17 protein-coding genes are annotated in these 18,901 nt (G+C 73.4%); 12 read left to right on the forward strand and 5 right to left on the reverse strand.

Annotation, left to right across the window (positions count from 1 at the left end; all coding sequences use genetic code 11):
• Position 1 precedes the first annotated feature (1 nt).
• Both ddaH and ACFW6B_RS33865 read left to right on the forward strand, forming a co-directional pair.
• Entirely contained in the window at positions 2–778 is a 777-nt protein-coding gene (ddaH, locus tag ACFW6B_RS33860; RefSeq protein WP_386602254.1) for a dimethylargininase, read from the forward strand.
• Between the two features lie 211 nt (positions 779–989).
• Positions 990–1,967: an acyl-ACP desaturase gene (locus ACFW6B_RS33865; protein ID WP_386602256.1), complete on the forward strand. Its 978-nt coding sequence runs from the start codon at positions 990–992 to the stop codon at positions 1,965–1,967.
• 154 nt (positions 1,968–2,121) lie between these two features.
• Here the strand turns inward: ACFW6B_RS33865 and ACFW6B_RS33870 are convergent, their stop codons facing one another.
• Positions 2,122–2,367 (reverse strand): WhiB family transcriptional regulator, encoded by a 246-nt coding sequence (locus ACFW6B_RS33870; protein ID WP_386602258.1) that lies wholly within the window; start codon positions 2,365–2,367, stop codon positions 2,122–2,124.
• Positions 2,368–2,636: 269 nt separating this feature from the next.
• Here ACFW6B_RS33870 and ACFW6B_RS33875 point away from each other — a divergent pair, with 269 nt between their 5' ends.
• Entirely contained in the window at positions 2,637–3,428 is a 792-nt protein-coding gene (locus ACFW6B_RS33875; protein WP_386602261.1) for a VOC family protein, read from the forward strand.
• Between the two features lie 88 nt (positions 3,429–3,516).
• On the opposite strand, the gene ACFW6B_RS33880 is transcribed toward ACFW6B_RS33875, so the two are convergent.
• Together ACFW6B_RS33880 and ligD are read right to left on the reverse strand one after the other, a co-directional pair.
• Positions 3,517–4,554 carry a LacI family DNA-binding transcriptional regulator gene (locus ACFW6B_RS33880; RefSeq protein WP_386602263.1) on the reverse strand — a complete coding sequence of 346 codons (1,038 nt, stop codon included), beginning with the start codon at positions 4,552–4,554 and terminating at the stop codon, positions 3,517–3,519.
• Between the two features lie 173 nt (positions 4,555–4,727).
• Positions 4,728–5,768 (reverse strand): non-homologous end-joining DNA ligase, encoded by a 1,041-nt coding sequence (gene ligD, locus ACFW6B_RS33885; RefSeq protein ID WP_386602265.1) that lies wholly within the window; start codon positions 5,766–5,768, stop codon positions 4,728–4,730.
• A 74-nt stretch (positions 5,769–5,842) separates the two neighbouring features.
• Between ligD and ACFW6B_RS33890 the strand changes: the two genes are divergently transcribed.
• Positions 5,843–6,913: an ATP-dependent DNA ligase gene (locus ACFW6B_RS33890; protein WP_386602267.1), complete on the forward strand. Its 1,071-nt coding sequence runs from the start codon at positions 5,843–5,845 to the stop codon at positions 6,911–6,913.
• A 167-nt stretch (positions 6,914–7,080) separates the two neighbouring features.
• Positions 7,081–8,082, forward strand: coding sequence for a DUF3048 domain-containing protein (locus ACFW6B_RS33895; protein WP_386602269.1), 1,002 nt, complete (start codon positions 7,081–7,083; stop codon positions 8,080–8,082).
• Positions 8,083–8,100: 18 nt separating this feature from the next.
• Here ACFW6B_RS33895 and ACFW6B_RS33900 read toward each other — a convergent pair whose 3' ends face one another.
• On the reverse strand, positions 8,101–8,565 hold the full coding sequence (locus ACFW6B_RS33900; protein WP_386602271.1) for a MarR family winged helix-turn-helix transcriptional regulator: 465 nt from the start codon (positions 8,563–8,565) through the stop codon (positions 8,101–8,103).
• 288 nt (positions 8,566–8,853) lie between these two features.
• Between ACFW6B_RS33900 and ACFW6B_RS33905 the strand changes: the two genes are divergently transcribed.
• Genes ACFW6B_RS33905 through pcaD form a run of 6 tightly spaced genes read left to right on the forward strand, consistent with a single transcriptional unit; the run spans position 8,854 to position 14,173 of the window.
• Positions 8,854–9,636 carry a CoA transferase subunit A gene (locus ACFW6B_RS33905; protein ID WP_386602273.1) on the forward strand — a complete coding sequence of 261 codons (783 nt, stop codon included), beginning with the start codon at positions 8,854–8,856 and terminating at the stop codon, positions 9,634–9,636.
• Positions 9,633–10,283, forward strand: a complete 651-nt coding sequence (locus ACFW6B_RS33910; protein WP_386602275.1) for a CoA transferase subunit B — start codon at positions 9,633–9,635, stop codon at positions 10,281–10,283. Before ACFW6B_RS33905 ends, ACFW6B_RS33910 begins: the two co-directional genes overlap by 4 nt.
• 32 nt (positions 10,284–10,315) lie before the next feature.
• Positions 10,316–11,086, forward strand: coding sequence for a protocatechuate 3,4-dioxygenase subunit beta (pcaH, locus tag ACFW6B_RS33915; RefSeq protein ID WP_386602341.1), 771 nt, complete (start codon positions 10,316–10,318; stop codon positions 11,084–11,086).
• Positions 11,087–11,088: 2 nt separating this feature from the next.
• The gene (pcaG, locus tag ACFW6B_RS33920) at positions 11,089–11,652 is read left to right on the forward strand and encodes a protocatechuate 3,4-dioxygenase subunit alpha (protein ID WP_386602343.1); all 564 of its coding nucleotides are present in this window, start codon (positions 11,089–11,091) and stop codon (positions 11,650–11,652) included.
• Positions 11,649–12,998: a 3-carboxy-cis,cis-muconate cycloisomerase gene (gene pcaB, locus ACFW6B_RS33925; RefSeq protein WP_386602277.1), complete on the forward strand. Its 1,350-nt coding sequence runs from the start codon at positions 11,649–11,651 to the stop codon at positions 12,996–12,998. The genes pcaG and pcaB overlap by 4 nt, the downstream gene beginning before the upstream one ends.
• On the forward strand, positions 12,995–14,173 hold the full coding sequence (pcaD, locus tag ACFW6B_RS33930; RefSeq protein WP_386602279.1) for a 3-oxoadipate enol-lactonase: 1,179 nt from the start codon (positions 12,995–12,997) through the stop codon (positions 14,171–14,173). The genes pcaB and pcaD overlap by 4 nt, the downstream gene beginning before the upstream one ends.
• 244 nt (positions 14,174–14,417) lie before the next feature.
• Here pcaD and ACFW6B_RS33935 read toward each other — a convergent pair whose 3' ends face one another.
• Positions 14,418–17,084, reverse strand: a complete 2,667-nt coding sequence (locus tag ACFW6B_RS33935) for an ATP-binding protein (protein ID WP_386602281.1) — start codon at positions 17,082–17,084, stop codon at positions 14,418–14,420.
• A gap of 654 nt (positions 17,085–17,738) precedes the next feature.
• On the opposite strand from ACFW6B_RS33935, the gene ACFW6B_RS33940 reads away from it, so the two are divergent.
• Positions 17,739–18,788 (forward strand): DUF2510 domain-containing protein, encoded by a 1,050-nt coding sequence (locus ACFW6B_RS33940; RefSeq protein WP_386602283.1) that lies wholly within the window; start codon positions 17,739–17,741, stop codon positions 18,786–18,788.
• Positions 18,789–18,901: the final 113 nt, after the last annotated feature.

The raw sequence follows: 18,901 nt of genomic DNA on the forward strand, positions 1-18,901 counted from the left end.
CGTGCCCAGTCGAAAAGCGCTCGTCCGTCGGCCCGGCCCCCGCCTCGCCGAGGGGCTGGTGACGCACGTGGAACGCACGGCCGTGGACGTCGGTCGCGCGGTCGGGCAGTGGGAGGCGTACACCGGGGCGCTGCGCGCGCACGGCTGGGAGACCGTGGAGGTGGACCCGGCCGAGGACTGTCCGGACTCGGTGTTCGTCGAGGACGCCGTCGTCGTCTTCCGCAACGTCGCCCTCGTCACCCGCCCGGGCGCCGAGTCCCGCCGCGCCGAGACCCCGGCGGTGGAGGAGGCCGTGGCCCGCCTCGGCTGCTCGGTGAACCGGATCCGCCATCCGGGCACCCTCGACGGGGGCGACGTCCTGAAGGTGGGCGACACGGTCTACGTGGGCCGCGGCGGCCGGACGAACGCGGCCGGGGTCCAGCAGCTGCGCGCGGTCTTCGAACCGCTCGGGGCGCGGGTCGTCGCCGTTCCCGTCGGCAAGGTGCTGCACCTGAAGTCGGCGGTCACCGCGCTGCCCGACGGAACGGTGATCGGGCACGAGCCGCTGGTGGACACCCCCTCGCTGTTCCCTCGCTTCCTGGCGGTGCCGGAGGAGTCCGGGGCGCACGTGGTGCTCCTGGGCGGCAACAGGCTGCTGATGGCGGCGTCCGCCCCGAGGACCGCGGAACTGCTCGCCGGCCTCGGCCACGAACCGGTCGTGGTGGACATCGGCGAGTTCGAGAAGCTCGAAGGCTGTGTGACATGTCTCTCGGTACGGCTTCGGGAGCTGTACGGCTGAACGGGTGAGCGAGCCTTCCGCGCGGCCCGGGACCCTCGACGCCCCGGGCCCCTCCGGCACTGCCGGGAGGCGGAGCGCTCTCGTCCACAACGCCGCTGATCAGCGACCTTTACGGGCTCCTTAACCTACGGAGTCGTAACCTACGGAGACGTAGCCTACGATGCCGTAGGTTGGCTTTTCGCTCGTTGTCCCGTCCCTCCCTGGAGCACCAGTGACGATCACTTCCCCCGACCTCGGCAGCCCGGCGGCCGCCTGGACCGACGCTCGCCTGCTGTACGCGCTGGAGGAAGTCGTCGAGACCGAGCTCAACCGCCACCTGAAGGTGGCCAAGGACTGGATGCCGCACGAGTACGTGCCCTTCAGCGACGCCCGCAACTTCCCGGGGCAGTTCGAGGACGGCGAGGCCTGGGACAAGGAGCAGTCCAAGGTCACCGAGATCGGCCGGATCGCGCTCGTCGTGAACCTGCTCACCGAGGACAACCTCCCGAGCTACCACCACGAGATCGCGTCCCTCTTCGGCCGTGACGGCGCCTGGGGCACCTGGGTGCACCGCTGGACGGCGGAGGAGGGCCGGCACGGCATCGTGATGCGCGACTACCTGCTCGCCTCGCGCGCGGTGGACCCGGACAAGCTCGAAGCCTTCCGCATGCAGCACATGAGCGAGGGCTTCGAGTCGGACAACCGCCACTCGATGCTGCACTCGGTGGCGTACGTCGCCTTCCAGGAGCTGGCGACCCGCATCTCGCACCGCAACACCGGGCACCAGTCGGGCGACCCGGTCTGCGACCGCATGCTGGCGCGCATCGCGACCGACGAGAACCTGCACATGGTCTTCTACCGCAACCTCCTGAAGGCCGCGTTCGAGCTCGCCCCCGACCTGACCATGCAGGCGTGCCGCGACGTCGTCGTCAACTTCCGGATGCCCGGTCACGGCATGCCCGGCTTCGAGCGCATGGCCGCGCAGATGGCCATCGGCGAGGTCTACAACCTGCGCATCCACCACGACGACGTGCTCCAGCCGGTGCTGCGCCACCTCAAGGTCCTGGAGATCGGCGGCCTCGGCCCCGACGGTCTCAAGGCCCAGGAGGAGCTGGGCTACTTCATGGGCGGACTCGACTCCGAGGCCACGAAGTTCGACGAGAAGCTCGCCGCCCGCAAGGCGCGCATGGCGGCCCGCGCCGGCGCGTAGCCCCGCCCGCGGGCAGCGACGACGCCCCGCTCGTCCACACGGGCGAACCGCGTGATCCCGCGGTGCGCCCTTCGCCCCGGCCCGTGCCGTCTCACCCGAGGCGGCGCGATCCGGGGCCCACGCGTGTCCGGGTACGCCCGGGCCGGGGCCGGCGTCACTCCAGGGCGCGCCGCAGGCCGAGACGCTCCTTCTCGGAGAGTCCGCCCCACACGCCGAAGCGTTCGTCGTTGCTCAGCGCGTAGTCGAGGCACGCGGGCCGCATCGCGCACATCCCGCAGATGCGCTTCGCGTCGCGCACCGAGCTGCCCGGCTCGGGAAAGAAGAAGTCCGCCCCCGTCTGCGCGCACAGCGCCTGTTCCTGCCAGGCGAGGTCGGACGGAGTGATGGTTTCCGAGTACATGCCCAAGAGCGTGTCCCACGGCGAAAAACGTTCGATCAACGCGGGATCAACGTCGCGTTCCGAGGCTTCCGGCGGCCTCGATGATGGCCTCGCGGGAGGGTCCCGGGCACGGCGGCGCGCGGGAGAAAGCGGCGACGAAGAGAATCGTGCCGGACACCCGGAGTGACGGGTGCCGCCTCCGGGCGGTTCGCGCGCCCCCGCGACGATTGCCGGCGGGCGGTGGAAGAGTGGCCACCAAAGGCGACGAAATCCCTCGAAGGAGGGCGATCATGCTCACCACCCGCTTCGTCGATGGCTCCCCGAACTGGCTGGACGTCGGCACGGCCGACGTCGAGGGCGCCGTCGCCTTCTACGGGGGCCTCTTCGGCTGGCGGTTCCGGTCGGCGGGGCCGGACGCCGGGGGGTACGGCTTCTTCCAGGTGGACGGCAGGACCGTGGCCGGGGTCGTGCGGATCACCGCCGAGCAGGGCCCGCCGTCCTGGAACGTCTACTTCCGGACCGTGGACGCCGAGGCCGCCTCCGAGGCGGTCGAGCACGCCAAGGGGAAGGTGCTCGTACCGCCCGTGGACGTGCTGGGCGAGGGGCGCACGGCCGTGTTCGCCGACCGGGCGGGCGTGACCTTCGGCGTCCGGCAGCCCGGCCGGACCGAGGGCCTGGAGATGGCCGGCGACCCGGGCTCCCTGTGCTGGGTCGAGCTCGTCACCCCGGACGTCGCGGCGGCCGCCGCGTTCTACAACGCGGTCTTCGGCTGGAACACCTCGGCGTTCTCGTTCCCGAGCGGGATCCACACCTGCGTCAACCCGGCGGAAACCGAGGAGGAGGACACGTTCGGCGGCCTGACGCCGCTCGCCGACGACCCGGTCGAGGCGAGGTCCGGCGCGTACTGGCTGCCGTACATCGAGGTCCCCGACACGGACGCCGTGGTGGCCGGGGCCCGGGAACTCGGAGGCACGGTCCGCATGCCCGCCACGGACCTGGAGGGCATCGGCCGCACGGCCAGGCTCGCCGATCCGTACGGGGCGCGCTTCGCGGTGATCAGGAGCGCACCGCGGCGGAACTGACGTCCCCGGTCACCGGGGCGGACGCGGGGCAGAAAACGCCGGCCCGCGCCGAGCGTCACGCGTCCGGCGCCGAGGCCCGCCGTCGGGCCTACGCCGAAGCCCGCCGTACGACCGTCGTAGGCAGGACCACTCCGGGGGACCCGGACACCGGGACCTCCGCACCGGCCCCGCCCCCCAGTCCGCGGATCAGCAGCCGGGCCATCAACCGGCCCATCTCCTCTATCTCCTGACGCACCGTCGTCAGCGGCGGCTCCGCCTGTTCGGCGATCGGCAGCATGTCGTCGAAGCCGATCACGGCCACGTCCTCGGGCACCCGCCGTCCGTGCTCACGCAGTACGCGCAGCGCGCCGAGGGCCGACAGGTCGTTCGCCACGAACACCGCGTCCACGTCGGGGCGGCGCTCCAGCAGCTCCCGCATCGCGCGTTCGCCGCCTGCCGGGGTGAAGTCGCCCCGCGCGACGAGTTCGGGACCGGCGTCGCCCATGACGTCCCGGTAGCCGTCGAGCCGGTCGACCGCGGACGTCTGGTCGAGGGCACCGGTGATGTGGGCGACGCGGGTCCGCCCGAGACCGAGGAGGTGACGGACGGCCTGGCGGGCTCCGCCGCGGTTGTCGCAGTCGACGTAGACCGCCTCGCGGACGCCGTCGCCCCAGCCGGGCCGTCCGCCGAACACGGTCGGGACACCCGCGCCGTGGATCAGGCCCGGCAGCGGGTCGTCGAGGTGCAGGGAGAAGACGAGCGCGCCGTCGACATGGCCGCCGGCGAGGTAGCGGGCGACACGGGCGTGGTCGTCGCGGCCCTCCGTGAGCAGCAGGACCAACTGGGAGTCGTGGGCCGTCAGTTCCTTGCTGATCCCCCGGAGCTGGAGTGCGAAGAACGGGTCGGCGAAGACCCGGGTCTCCGGCTCGGCGATCACGACGGCGACCGCGTCGTGGCGCCGGGTGACGAGGCTGCGGGCGGCCTGGTTGGGAACGTACCCGAGCTCTTCGACGGCCCGGCGCACCCGCTCGACGAGCGGCTCACGGACCCCGTCCCCGCCGTTCACGACCCGTGACACGGTGGCCCTGGAGACCCCGGCCCGGGCGGCCACGGCCTCCAGGGTGGGGCGCGGCGCTGTCTCGGTCACCTCAGGGCACCTCCTCGGCGGATGCTGATCAGGATAGCCGTGCGACCGCCCGCTCCGCGGGAGTGCTCCCCGATCATCGAGAACGGCTCGAACTGATCTCTCCGAAGGGCGACTTGGCAGCAGGGGTGCCTTCCTGACCTCCTCGGACGTCAGTCCGGCCGGGCCGAAGGGGGTCACGCGCCCGAGGGCTCGTCGTCCTCGCCGTCCTCGTGCCTGGCGCGGCTCGGCTGCACCCGCTTGGGCTCGCCCGGCATCTTCGGGTACTCGGGCGGGTACGGGAGGTCGCCGAGGCCGTGGTCGTGCTCGTCGCGGTCGGCGAGTTCCAGCAGGGCTTCCAGGGAGAAGGAGTGGTCGTCCATGTCGGCGTGCACGTCGCCGAGTTCGGCGAAGCGCCCCGGCATGGTCGCCAGGTCGAAGTCGCGGGGCCTGGCGTCCTCCACCTCGTCCCAGCGCAGGGGTGCGGAGACCGGGGCGTGTGGGCGGGGCCGTACGGAATAGGCCGAGGCCATGGTGCGGTCCCGGGCGTTCTGGTTGTAGTCCACGAAGACCTTTTCCCCCCTTTCCTCCTTCCACCACGCGACGGTGACCAGCTCGGGCGCACGGCGTTCGAGCTCGCGCCCGACGGCGATGGCGGCCCGGCGCACCTGGGTGAAGGTCCAGCGCGGCCGGATCGGCACGAAGACGTGCAGCCCGCGGCCCCCGGAGGTCTTGGGCCAGCCCCGCAGACCGCCGTACTCGTGCAGGACCTCGCGCAGTTCGTGGGCGGCGCGCACCGCGTCGGTGTAGTCCGTGCCCGGCTGCGGGTCGAGGTCGATGCGCAGTTCGTCGGGGCTGTCGACGTCGTCGCGGCGGACCGGCCACGGATGGAAGGTGAGCGTGCCGAACTGCGCGGCCCACAGCACGGCGGCGGGCTCGGTGGGACACATCTCGTCGGCGCCGCGGCCGCTGGGGAAGGTGATGCCGGCGGTCGGGATCCAGTCGGGCATGTTCCCGGGCGCCCGCTTCTGGAAGAAGGACTCGCCGGTCACCCCGTCCGGGTAGCGCTCCAGCGTGGTGGGACGGTCGCGCAGGGCGCGCAGGATGCCGTCGCCGACGGCCAGGTAGTACTGGGCGAGGTCCAGCTTGGTGAACCCGCGCTCCGGGAAGAAGACCTTGTCCGGGCTGGACAGACGAACGCTCCTGCCGGCCGCTTCGAGCTCCACCGCATCACCCATGCGAGCCACGGTAGGCCCGGCCCACGGCCCCCGCACACCGGGCGGATGCCCGTGCCGCCGCGCAGAATCGAGGTATGGATCTGCCGGTGATGCCGCCCGTGAAGCCGATGCTCGCCAAGTCCGTGGCGAAGATCCCGCCGGGCATGCACTACGAGGCGAAGTGGGACGGGTTCCGGGCCGTCGTGTTCCGCGACGGTGCCGAGGTGGAGCTCGGCAGTCGCACCGGCAAGCCGCTGACCAGGTATTTCCCGGAGCTCGTCGAGGCGTTGCGGGAGCGGTTGCCGGAGCGCTGCGTGCTGGACGGGGAAATCATGATCGCCAGGGACGGGCGGCTCGACTTCGACGCGCTCACGGAGCGGATCCACCCCGCGGACTCACGGGTGCGGATGCTGGCCGGGAGCACTCCCACCTTCCTCGTGGCCTTCGACCTGCTGGCCCTGGCCGACGCCTCCCTGCTCGACGTGCCGCTGGAGGGCCGGCGGGCGCTGCTGGTGGAGGCGTTGTCCGGGGTGACGGCACCGGTGCACCTGGCGCCCGCGACCACGGACCGCGAGGTGGCGCGGCACTGGTTCGAGCAGTACGAGGGAGCGGGGCTCGACGGGGTCGTCGCGAAGCCGCTCACGCTGCCGTACCTGCGGGACGAACGGGCCATGTACAAGATCAAGCACGAGCGGACGGCGGACGTCGTGGTCGCGGGTTACCGCTTCCACAGGAGCGGGCCGGTCGTCGGGTCGCTGCTGCTCGGCCTGTACGACACCGGGGGCACCCTCCAGCACGTGGGCGTGAGCGCCTCGTTCACGATGAAGCGGCGGGCGGAGCTGGTCGAGGAGCTGGAGCCCCTGCGGCTGGAGGACGCGGCCGGGCATCCGTGGGCGGCCTGGGAGCAGGAGGCGGCGCACGAGGGCGCCCGGCTGCCGGGCGCGCCCAGCAGGTGGTCGGCGAGGAAGGACCCGTCCTGGGTACCGGTCCGGCCCGAGCGGGTGGCCGAGGTGGCCTACGACCACATGGAGAACGGCGTACGGTTCCGCCACACGGCCCGTTTCCGCCGATGGCGCCCCGACCGCACCGCCGAGAGCTGCGTGTACGGACAGCTGGAGGAGCCGGTCGGCTACGACCTGGCGGAGATCCTGGGGCCGCGGAGCTGACGCACCGGGCACGGAACCGCTTTCTCCGCGCCCCCGTTCGATCCCGCACGGACCGTCCCGCCCAACCGGTCAACTCTCCCTTATATGCAACCAGGAACGATCGGGTATGGCCATCGATGAACTATTGAACGCACAATCGATGGCACGGGACGGGTGGCACGGTGGGCATGCGAGAGACGGGGCGAATACGGCGGGGCGCATGGACGGCGGCGCTGCTGGCCGTCACCGTGACGGGCTCCCTGATGACGGGCTGCACCTCGGGCGGCGGAGCGGCCGACGACAGCCGGACCCCGAGCCGGACCCCGAGCCCGAACCAGTCCCTGGAACCGAGCGACGGCGTGACCCCCAGGCCGGACGTCGGCCCGGTGCTCGCCGTGAAGATCGACAACGCGCCCGACGCCCGCCCCCAGACGGGGCTCGACGCGGCGGACGTGGTCTACGCGGAGCAGGTCGAGGGCGGTCTGAGCCGGCTGATGGCGGTCTTCGCGAGCACCCTGCCCGACAGCATCGGCCCCGTGCGCAGTGCCCGCGAGTCGGATCTCGAACTGCTGGGACAGTTCCACGACCCGAAGCTCGCGTTCTCCGGAGCCCAGCACAAGCTGCTGCCGCTGATAGACGACGCCCCGCTCGATCCCGAGCCGGCGGGGAAGGTGCCCGACGCCTGGTACCGGGGCACGGGCAAGGCTGCGCCGCACAACCTGTACCTGCGTCCGCGGCGGCTGATGGACTCCGCGCCCGGCGACGCCGCGCTGACCACGGGCTTCCGCTTCGGCCCCGCGCCCACGGGCGGCACCCCCGAGACCTCCCGCACGGTCCGCTTCCCGTCGGCCCGCTTCACCTTCACCTGGTCGCCCGACCGCGAACGCTGGCTGGTGGCCATGGACGGCACGCCGACGGTGACGACCGACGGCACCCCGGTGGCTCCGGCGACGGTGGTCATCCAGTACGTGAAGGTGCGGCCCTCGCAATACCACGACTTCCTCGGCAACAACTCGCCGTTCACCGAGTCGGTGGGCTCGGGCACCGCCCGGGTGCTGCGCGACGGCCGCGCCTTCGAGGCCGACTGGACGCGCCCCGAGGCGGCCGACGGCACGCGGTTCACCACCCCGGACGGCACGCCGATGAACTTCGCCCGGGGCCAGGTGTGGGTGGTCCTCGCCGAGGCGTGAGCCCCCCGGGCACGGGCCCTAGGACCTGGCGCGCAGGGGTTCCGCGGGATTGCGGAGCCCCTCGGCCGCGTCCGAGACGCGTTGGACGAGGTCGAGGAAGAGCCCCTGCTCCTCGGCGGAGAGGGGGGCCAGGAAGACCTGGTTCATGCGCGCGGTGCGCACGGTCAGCCTGCGGTGGACGCGCAGCCCGTCATCGGTGAGGCGGAGCAGGAAGCGCCGCCCGTCCTGCGGGTCGCGCACCTTGTCGAGGAGCGCGCGGCGCCCGAGCCGGCCGATGACCTCGGCGATCGTGGAGCGGTCGAGCCCCACCCGCTCCCCCACCGTGCGCTGGTCGAGGCCGGGCTCGGCGACGAGCGCGTTCAGGACCGCGAACTGGGGCGAGGTGATCTCCTCGGAGACCATCGTGTTCCACAGCAGGTGGTGCGCCTGCTGCAGTCGCCGGGCCAGGTGCCCGGGGTGGGTGGAGAGGTCCACCGCGGCCATGTGCGCTCCCGCCCTCGTCGCTGCCGAATCCGTCGCTGCCGAATCTGTCTGTGCGGAATCCGTTGATGCAGAATTCGTTGGTGCACTGAACGATACCCGCCCCCCGGACGGCCGTTCCACCTCCGTCGGCCTCGCCTCCACCCCGGATCACGCCGCCTTTCTGGAGTATTGACGGGCCGGAGCCCGGGTGGCAGCGTGTCGGTCACCTCGAACGAACAGTCAGTGCCCTGATTAAACCGACCGGTCGGCGCGGAGCGCCGGACACCCGGGAGAGATGAGGCCGCGCGGATGGACAAGGTGATCGCCACGGCGCTGGAGGCGGTGGCCGACGTACCGGACGGCGCGACCCTCGCGGTCGGCGGATTCGGCCTCTGCGGTGTACCGGACGTGCTGATCGCGGCTCTCCTCGAACGTGGCGTCCGGGGACTCGGGGTCGTCTCCAACAACTGCGGGGCCATGGAATCCGGGCTCGCGACCCTGCTCGCCGCCGGGCGCATCGCCCGTGTCACCGGCTCGTACATCGGCGCGAACAAGGAGTTCGCCCGGCAGTACCTGGCCGGCGAGCTGGAGGTCGAGATGATCCCGCAGGGCACGCTGGCCGAGCGGCTGCGCGCGGGCGGCGCCGGGATCCCCGCCTTCTACACGCCCGCCGGGGTCGGCACACAGGTCGCCGAGGGCGGGCTGCCGTGGCGGTACGACGGCAGGGGCGGTGTCGCGCTGGCCTCCCCGCCGAAGGAGGTGCGCGAGTTCGACGGCACCGCGTACGTACTGGAGCACGGCATCCGCACCGACTTCGCGCTCGTACGGGCCGCGAAGGGCGACCGGCACGGCAACCTCGTCTTCAACAAGTCCTCCCGGAACTTCAACCCGCTCGCCGCGACGGCCGGCCGGGTGACGGTCGCCGAGGTCGAGGAGCTCGTGGAGCCGGGCGCCATCGATCCGGACGCCGTGCACCTGCCCGGCATCTTCGTGCAGCGCGTCGTGGCCCTGACCCGCGAGCAGGCGAGCGCCAAGACGATCGAGAAGCGGACGGTCTCGGTGTCCGCGCCACACGGAACGGTGAGCGAGTGACGGCCTGGAGCAGGCAGGAGATGGCGGCACGGGCCGCACGTGAGCTGAGGGACGGCCAGTACGTGAACCTCGGCATCGGTCTGCCGACCCTGATCCCCAATCACCTCCCCCCGGGCGTCGAGGTGGTCCTGGAGTCGGAGAACGGCATCCTGGGCACGGGCCCCTACCCGGCCGAGGACCAGGTCGACCCCGACCTGATCAACGCCGGCAAGGAGACCGTGACGGTCCTGCCGGGTGCCTCGTACTTCGACTCCGCGCTGTCCTTCGGGATGATCCGCGGCGGGCACATCGACGTCGCGGTGCTGGGCGCGATGCAGGTGTCGGCCGGCGGCGACCTCGCCAACTGGGCCGTCCCCGGCAAGATGGTCACCGGCATCGGCGGGGCGATGGACCTCGTCCACGGGGCCCGTACGGTCATCGTCGTGATGACCCACACCGCCAAGGACGGCTCGCCCAAGATCCTGCGGGAGTGCGATCTGCCGCTCACCGGCAAGGCCTGTGTGAACCGGATCATCACCGACCTCGGCGTCCTCGACGTCACCGACGAGGGCCTGCTCCTGGTGGAGACCGCGCCGGGGGTCACGGCCGCGGAGGTCGTGGCGAGGACCGCCGCCGAGGTCCGTCTCGCGGAGGGGGTCCGCCCGTGAAGCCCTCGTCCCCGGACACCGGGAACCCGGCCGTGGCTCCCGCCCAGTCGGACGTCGACGCCGAGATGCGGGACCTCCAGGGCGCGTACGACGAGGCGGTGGCGGGCGGCGCGCCCGTACGGCACCACGCCGTGCGCGACTACCCCCCGTACCGCAGCTCACGGCTGCGCCACCCGAAGCAGCCGCTGGTCGCCGTGAGCGGCGGCGACCCGGAGACCGTCGAGCTGTCGGGCCCGGTCTTCGGCGTCACCGACATCACCGGGACCGACAACGACCTCACCCTGCAGCACCGGGGCGAGCCGATCGGTGAGCGGATCACCGTCTCGGGCCGGCTGCTCGACCGCGCGGGCCGTCCGGTGCGCGGCCAGCTCATCGAGATCTGGCAGGCCAACGCGGCGGGACGGTACGCCCATCTGCGCGAGCAGCACCCGGCGCCGCTCGACCCCAACTTCACCGGTGTGGGACGGACCCTGACGGACGATCAGGGACGGTACGCGTTCACCACGGTCAGACCGGGGCCGTACCCCTGGGGTAACCACACCAACGCCTGGCGGCCCGCGCACATCCACTTCTCGGTCTTCGGCACCGCTTTCACCCAACGGCTGGTGACGCAGATGTACTTCCCGGGCGACCCGCTGTTCCCGTACGACCCGATCCTGCGGTCCGTGACGGACGAGGCGGCCCGCGACCGGCTGGTCGCCTCGTACGAGCATGACCTGTCGCGGCCCGGGTTCTCCCTGGGCTACGCGTGGGACATCGTCCTCGACGGCCCCTCCGCCACCTGGACCGAGGAAGGCCGGTGAGCATGACCGAGCCGCCGCTCCCCACCCCCGCCCACACCATCGGCCCCTTCTACGGCCACGCGCTCCCGTTCCCGGGCGGCGGCGACATCGCGCCCCCGGGCCGGCCCGACACGATCACCCTGCACGGCCACGTGCTCGACGGGGCGGGCGCGCCGGTCCCCGACGCCCTGCTCGACTTCTGGCAGGCCGCGCCCGACGGTTCGCTCACGGGCGCCCCCGGCTCCCTGCGCCGCGACCCGTCCACGGGCGGCTTCCTCGGCCGCGACGGCGTCGACTTCACCGGCTTCGGCAGGGTCGCCACCGACGCCGACGGCCGCTACGTCCTGCGCACCCTGCCGCCGGGGAACACCGGACTGCCGTACGTCGCCGTGTGCGTGTTCGCGCGCGGTCTGACCCACCACCTGTTCACCCGCGCCTATCTGGCCGACGGCACGGATCCGCTGCTGGACGCGCTGCCGGACGAGCGGCGCGCCACGCTGATCGCGACCGCGGGCCCGCCGCGGACGTACCGTTTCGACATCCGCCTCCAGGGCGAGGGCGAAACGGTCTTCCTGGAGTTCCGTTGACCGCCGCCGGCCCCGCCGGGCCCGACGCCGGTCTGCTCGCTCCCGGCCGGGCGGGCTCCCCGGCGTCGGAGGCGACGAGCGACACCGCCTATCTGCGGGCCCTGCTCGACGCGGAGGCCGCGCTGACCCGGGCCCAGGCGTCCCTGGGGCTGGCCCCGGCCGATGCCGCGACGGCGGTGACCCTAGCCGCCCGTGGCGCGGACTTCGACGTCGCCTCGATCGCGCTGCGCGCCCGCGACGGCGGCAACCCGGTGATCCCCCTGGTCGCGGACCTGACGGCCGCCGTCCCCGCCGCGTTCGGCCCGTACGTCCACCGGGGCGCGACGAGCCAGGACATCCTGGACTCCGCCACCATGCTCGTCGCGGCCCGCACCCTGGACCTGGTCCTGGACGACCTGGAGCGGACCGGGCACCACCTCGCCCGGCTCGCGGAGCGGCACCGGGACACCGTCCTGCCCGGCCGCACGCTCACCCAGCACGCCGTGCCGACGACCTTCGGGCTGAAGGCGGCGGGATGGCGGTCCCTGGTGCTCGACGCCAGGGACCGGCTGCGTGCCGTACGGGCCTCCCTGCCCGCCCAACTGGGCGGCGCGGCCGGCACCCTGGCCGCCTTCACCGCCTTCGGCGCGGACGACACCCGGGCCCTGACCGCCGCGTACGCCCGCGAACTGGGCCTGACCGAGCCGGTGTTGCCCTGGCACACCCTGCGCACGCCGATCGCGGACCTGGCCGGAGCCCTGGCGTTCACGACGGGTGCCCTAGGCAAGACGGCCGTCGACGTGCTCACCCTCTCGCGCACCGAGATCGCCGAACTGGCCGAGGGGTCCGGGGGCGCCTCGTCCGCGATGCCGCACAAGGCGAATCCGGTGCGGGCCACCCTCGTGGCCTCCGCCGCCCGGCGCGCTCCCCTGCTCGCGGCCGGCCTGTACGGATCGCTGGCGGCCGAGGACGAGCGGCCGGCCGGGGCCTGGCACGCCGAGTGGGAACCCCTGCGCGACCTGCTCCGGCTGACCGGCGGGGCGGCCCGCGACACGGCCGAACTGACCGGGAACCTGAGGGTCGACGCCGATGCGATGCGCGAACACCTGGGCCTGACCCATGGGTTGATCGTCTCCGAGCGGCTGGCCGCCGAACTCGCCCCGGTTCTCGGCCGGGTGCGCGCCAAGGAGCTGCTGACGCGGGCCGCCGAGCGGGCCGCCGGTGAACGGCGGCCCCTCGCGGACGTGCTCGCTGAGGAACCCGCTCTCCGGGACCTCCCGGGTGCCGGCATCACCGGGCTGACCGACCCGGCCCGCTACACGGGCTCCGCCGGAGTCCTCACCGACCGTGCTCTGGAGCGACGTTGACCGCGAACCCGCTCACCCACCGCGCGGAGGGGTCCCCCACCGCTCCCCCGCTGCTGCTCGGGCCCTCGCTCGGGACGTCGTACGCCCTGTGGGACGAGATCGCGCCCGAACTGTCCGCCGCCCACCGGGTGGTGCGCTGGAACCTGCCCGGGCACGGCGGCTCGCCCGCCGACCGGATCGGACCGGGAGCGACGGTCGCCGACCTTGCCGCGCTCGTGCTGGAACTGGCCGACTCGCTGGGCATCGGGCGTTTCGCGTACGCCGGTGTGTCGCTGGGCGGCGCGGTGGGCCTGCACCTGGCGGTCCATCACCCCGAGCGGCTCTCGTCCCTCGCCGTCGTCTGCTCCTCGGCCCATTTCGACGGATCGAAGCCGTGGGAGGAGCGGGCCGAACTGGTGCGCCGCGAAGGTCTCGGACCCCTCGCGGCGACCGCCGGCACCCGGTGGTTCACCGCCGGTTTCACCGTGCCCGAGCTGGTACGGGACCTCCGTGACGCCGACCCGGAGGCGTACGCCGCCTGTTGTGACGCCCTGGCCTCGTTCGACATCCGGGACCGGCTGGGGTCGATCACCGTACCGACGCTGCTGATCGCCGGGCGCGAGGACCCCGCGACCCCGCCCGCGCATCTGCGCGAGATCGCGGACGCGGTGCCGGGTGCCACGCTCGTGGAGATCCCGGGCGCCTCGCACCTGGCGCCCGCGCAGTGCCCGGAGGCCGTGCTGACGGCGCTGCGGGCGCACTTCTCGGCGGGGGTCGCGCGGCGTGGCATGGCGGTACGGCGCCAGGTCCTCGGCGACGAGCACGTGGACCGTGCGCAGGCGCGGCAGAGCCCGTTCACGGCCCGGTTCCAGGACTTCGTCTCGCGCTACGCCTGGGGTGAGATCTGGACCGACACGACACTGACCCGCCGTGAGCGCAGCATGATCACGCTGACCGCGCTGGTGGCACGCGGCCACCACGACGAGCTGGCGATGCACGTCCGTGCCGCCCGGCGGAACGGGCTCACGCCCGAGGAGATCGGCGCGGTGCTGCTCCAGACGGCGGTCTACTGCGGTGTCCCGGCCGCCAATTCGGCGTTCGCGGTGGCGCAGCGGGTTCTGGCGGAGCCCTGCGCGGAGGAGGACGGGGAGGACCACGCGGAGGGCGGCGCCTCCCCGACGGGTTCCGCGGGCTGACCCCGTCCCGGCGCCGACACCGGGGCCGGAACCCGGTCAGGGCACCCGCAGGCCGAGCCCCGGCCAGGGGCCCCCGCGGGGCGGCGCCCCGGCAGGCGCACGCGCGGGCCGTCGCCCCGGCCGGAAGAGACACCTGCGGGCTGCCGCCCCGGCCAGGCCGCACACGGGCCGCCGCCCCGGTCGGCAAGGCATCCGCGAACCGCCCCGGCCGGGGTGCGCGGGCCGCGCTCCCGGCCGGGGCTCGTTACAGGCCCCTCAGTGCGGCCTCCGCCTTCGTCACCAGGCCGTCCGCCCCGCAGGCACGCGCCAGGGTCAGGCCCTTGTTCAGTTCCATCACCGAGCGGGACGCGATGCCGTACTCGACGCGGGCCGCCGCGTGTTCGTACCGGCAGGGGGAGGATTCGAGGTAGGTGACCGCCTGGGCCGCCAGCCGGACCGCGCGCTGACCGGTCTCCAGGGCGGCGGCGCAGCGCAGGGCCTCGCCGATCGCCGTGTCGGTGCCGAAGCGCTCGGCCTGGCGGCGGGCGTCGCCGGCCAGCGAGGCGGCGCGCGAGGGGTCCTCGTTGGCGAGTGCCCTCGCGAGGTCGACGGCCCAGGGCGCGAGCACCGTGTTGTGGTGGCCTCGGGCGGCCGCGGCCTTCTCCGCGGCCTCCAGTTCGTTGATGCCCTCCTTGGTGCGGCCGACGGCGAGCAGCAGCCGGCCGCGCACCGAGCGGGTGTCGGGAAGGACGATCGTGGAGGGGTAGGGAGGCGCGAAGCCGTGGCGTTCGGCGATCTCCGCGGCCTGCTGGACGTGCCCGCGGGCCAGCAGGGTGTCGATGAGACCGCAGGTCGCCGACCAGTACAGGGGCAGTCCGCGTCCGACGCGCTCCGCGAGGCGCAGCGATTCGCGCTGGTAGTGCTCGGCGTCGGCGAGGCGGCCGCGCCTGCGGTGGGCGAGTCCGAGGTAGGCGTTGGCCAGGGAGAGGTGACCGCCGCTCCAGCCCGCCTTCACATAGGCGTGCAGGGCCTCGCTGAACAGGCTCTCGGCCCGGTCCAGCCGGTCCGTGTAGGCGTACGCGCTGCCCAGCATCAGCAGGAGTTCGACGCCCCACTCGGTGTCGGTCCAGGCGAGTCCGGGCGCGAGGCGGCCGTTGACGAGGGCCCGGTCGCAGAGTTCCACGACCTCCTCGGCGTTCTCGCCGCGGGTCATCGCGTCGAAGCCGCGCAGTATGAGCAGCGCGCGCTCGGAGTTGTCACGGCCCGTGCAGGTCGTGACCAGTTCGGCGAGACCGCTGGAGTGTCCGGCGCGCTCCTCGCCCGCCTGGATGCCCTCCCACATGTAGTGCACGGCCTGGAGCCGCATCCGGGCGGGCCCCGGCTCCAGTTGCTCGACCTCGGCGTCGACCGTGCGGACGGCTTCGTCCAGCTGGTTGTTGTGGACCAGTGCCTGGGAGAGCCGGAACACGGCGTCGACCCGCTCGGCGGCTTCGAGTCCGGGCCGTTCGAGCGCGGCCCGCAGATGGCCGATGGTCGTGGACGGGGCGGTCAGGAGCGTGGCGCAGCCCAGTTCGTAGAGCACCCGTGCGTGCACCTCGGGCAGCGGCGGCTCCTCCAGCGCCCGCTCCAGGCAGCGCCGGGCCGCGTCCGGGGCGCCGACGGCGAGGTGCTCGCGGGCGGCTTCGCGCATCTGCTCGACGAGTTCGGGGTCGTCGTCCGGATGCACTTCGAGGAGATGGCGGGAGGCCGCGGCCGCACCGCGTCCGGACTCGGTGACCGCCCAGGCCGCCTGGCCGTGCATCGCCGTGCGCAGGGCGTCGGGGATCGAGCGGTAGACCGCCGTCTCGATCAGCGGGTGCACGAACTCCAGCTCGCCGTCCGGCCGGTGGCCGCCCGTGGATCCGGCCGAGGTCAGGATGCGGGCGGCGCCGAGCAGTTCGGCGCAGCGGGAGGCGTCCTCGTCGGGCATTCCGGCGAGTTGGGCGGCGAGGTCGAGGGAGATCCCGGTGCCGAGGATGGCGGCCGCCCAGGCGAACCGGGTGGCGTCGACGCCGAGTCCTTCGAGGCGGGCGACGAGTCCGCGGCCGCGGGCGGAGCGGTTCAGGTCGCGCAGTTCGGCGGCCGAGCCCTCGACCGGCTCCAGGTCGCTGTCCTGGACCTTGGCGAGCAGTTCGACGGTCTCGTACGGGTTGCCGCCGGTGACCGCCCACACCTCGCGGCAGAAGGGCGCGTCGGCGTGCTCGCCGAGCGTGGCGCGGGTCAGTCCCTCGGTGGCGGCCGGGGTCAGCGCGGTCAGGGCGGAGACCGGACGGCCCGCCGCGGCCACCGCGTCGAGCAGCCGGGCGCTCTCGCCGCTGACCCCGCCCACCCTGCGGGCCACCACGACGAGGACGGCCAGGTCGTCCAGGCGCTCGGCGAACGCGGCCAGCCAGCGCAGGGTCTCCTGGTCGGCCCAGTGAGCGTCGTCGATGAGCAGTACGAGCGGCCAGTCCCGCTTCGCGAGGCGCCGCACCGCGGCGACCAGGCCGTCGCAGACGCCCTGCGGGTCGGGCTGCCGGTCACCCGGTTCGACTATGCCGAGGGCGGGTCCCGCGATGTCGTACCAGTCTCCCAGGTACTCGCGCGCCTCCTCCGGGAGCAGCGAGACGAGGGCCGGCTGGAGCAACTGCCGTACGACGTTGAAGGGGACGGACGTGACGGTCTCCCCGCCGCGCGCCGACCACACGGAACAGCCGTTGCCCTCCGCGATCCTGCGGGCCTCGGCGAGGAGGGCGGTCTTGCCGAGACCCGCCTCTCCGCTGAGCACCAGCAGGGTGCCCGAGGTCGCGGAGTCCGCTCGCAGCGCGGTGATCGCCTCTTCGAGAACGGCGACCTCGCCCTCGCGCTCCCACAGGGAAGCCGAGGCGACCGCTCCGGGCCGTACCTCCGTCATCCCGCTACCTCCCCAGGTCGCCCAAACGACTTAACTGCAACGAGCCTAGCCTCCTGGAAGCCGTGGCGGAGGCGGGACCCGGCAGCAGTTGCCGGGAGGGGTGACGGCGGACTCGCGACCGCGACGGGACCGGACGGCCCGTGACCGGCAAGGGAACTGACGGTTGGTCAAACACTGGAAAAATGAAGGTAATTTTCCTCCTTCGTCCGCTCGCCCCGCGCGGCTGCCGGCGGGCGCCGCGCCTCCGGGGAGAACCGGCACGAGCGCCCCCGCGCGCGGCCGTGACCTGCGCGCCCTCTCCTCCGGTGCTCCCGGCGACCCCGCCCCCGGGTGCCGCGGACGTCCGTCCGCCACCCTCCGGGTCCGGCGCCCCCGTCTCCGGCACCTCGTCCCCGGAGGACGGCAGCCGGCCGGGACGAGGGACGAGGGACGTGCGGTGTTGGCACTGGCGTTCTTCATCCGTCCGGTGGATCTCCGTACCCGCCGGCCCTCATCGGCATGGCCGCGTCAGGCCATGAAGCGGCTCGGGAGCGAGCCCGGAGCCGCCCTGGAGCGACCCCGGGGACAGTCCCGGAGCAGTCCCGGAGCAGTCCCGGAGCGGGCTTCGGGGAACCCTCTCATCCGCCTTTCACCCTGGCCTCATACGGTGGGCCCATGACGCAGGCGACTCCCCCCGGCTGGTATCCCGACCCCGGGCAGACAGATGACGCTCCCGCCACCGAGCGCTGGTGGGACGGTAAGGCATGGACGGACCAGGTCCGTCCCGTCGGGCCGGCGGCCGCATGGGGTCCCCCGGCATACCCGGCGCACCCGGCGTACTCGGCGTACTCGGCGTACCCGGCGGGCACCGCCCCCTACCCGGCGTACGCCCCGAGCGGTCCGCGGCGCGGGCTCCGTACGGGCATAGCGGTCGCGGCGGCGGTCGCCGTCCTCGCGGGGATCGGCGGCGGCGTGTACGCGCTGGCCGGCGACGACGGGCCCGGCGGCACGGCGTCCTCCGGCTCCACCGGGCCGGACGGCCGCGGCGGACCGCGGGGCGGCCCCGGCGGCCAGGAGAGCGGCCCGGACGGAGGGCCCGGCGGCTCGGACGGCCGCGGCGACTCGGGGGGCTCGGGCGGTTCCGACGGGCAGAGCCCGGCGCCCGGCGAGCCGGGACGGCCGCAGACCGACCCCGGCTACGCCACGGACGTCTACAACGGCATCAGCATCCCGGTGCCGGACGGATGGACCGGCCAGAGCGGTGCGGGCACGGCGGCGGTCTCCACCGAGGACACCTACAAATGCCCCGGCGACACCTCGCAGAACTGCCAGCGCGGCGGCGCCTACTCGGCCCCGGCGTCGGCGCAGAAGCTGAAGTCCACGACGGCGGAGGCGGCGGCCAAGGAGGACATCTCCAAGAACGCCACCGAGTCGTACGGCAAGGGCTACGGCTCGATCACCTCGCACACGGAGCTCGCCTCGAAGGCCGTCACGGTGGCCGGCGAGAAGGGCTACCTGGTGCGCTGGAAGGTCGTGACGAGCAAGGGCGACGACGGGTACGTCCAGTCGCTCGTGTTCCCGTCCCCCGCCGTCCCCGGCTCGCTCGTCGTCGTCCGTTTCGGCCTCGACATCAGCTCCAAGGCCCCCGAGCAGTCGGTCATCGACAAGATCACCAAGGGCATCAAGGTGGCGGCCGGAGCGGGCGGAAACGGGCAGAACGTCTGAGAACGCCGACATCGGACGCCTGACGCCCCGTCCCGCCGCCGGGACACCGCGGACGTGGATCGGCCGGGTGGAGCGCCCCTCCGCTCAAGGGGAACCCCACCCGGCCGGGGGGT

Origin of the sequence: Streptomyces sp. NPDC058751, assembly GCF_042746485.1 — a bacterium.
In the GTDB taxonomy this organism is placed as follows: Bacteria; Actinomycetota; Actinomycetes; order Streptomycetales; family Streptomycetaceae; genus Streptomyces.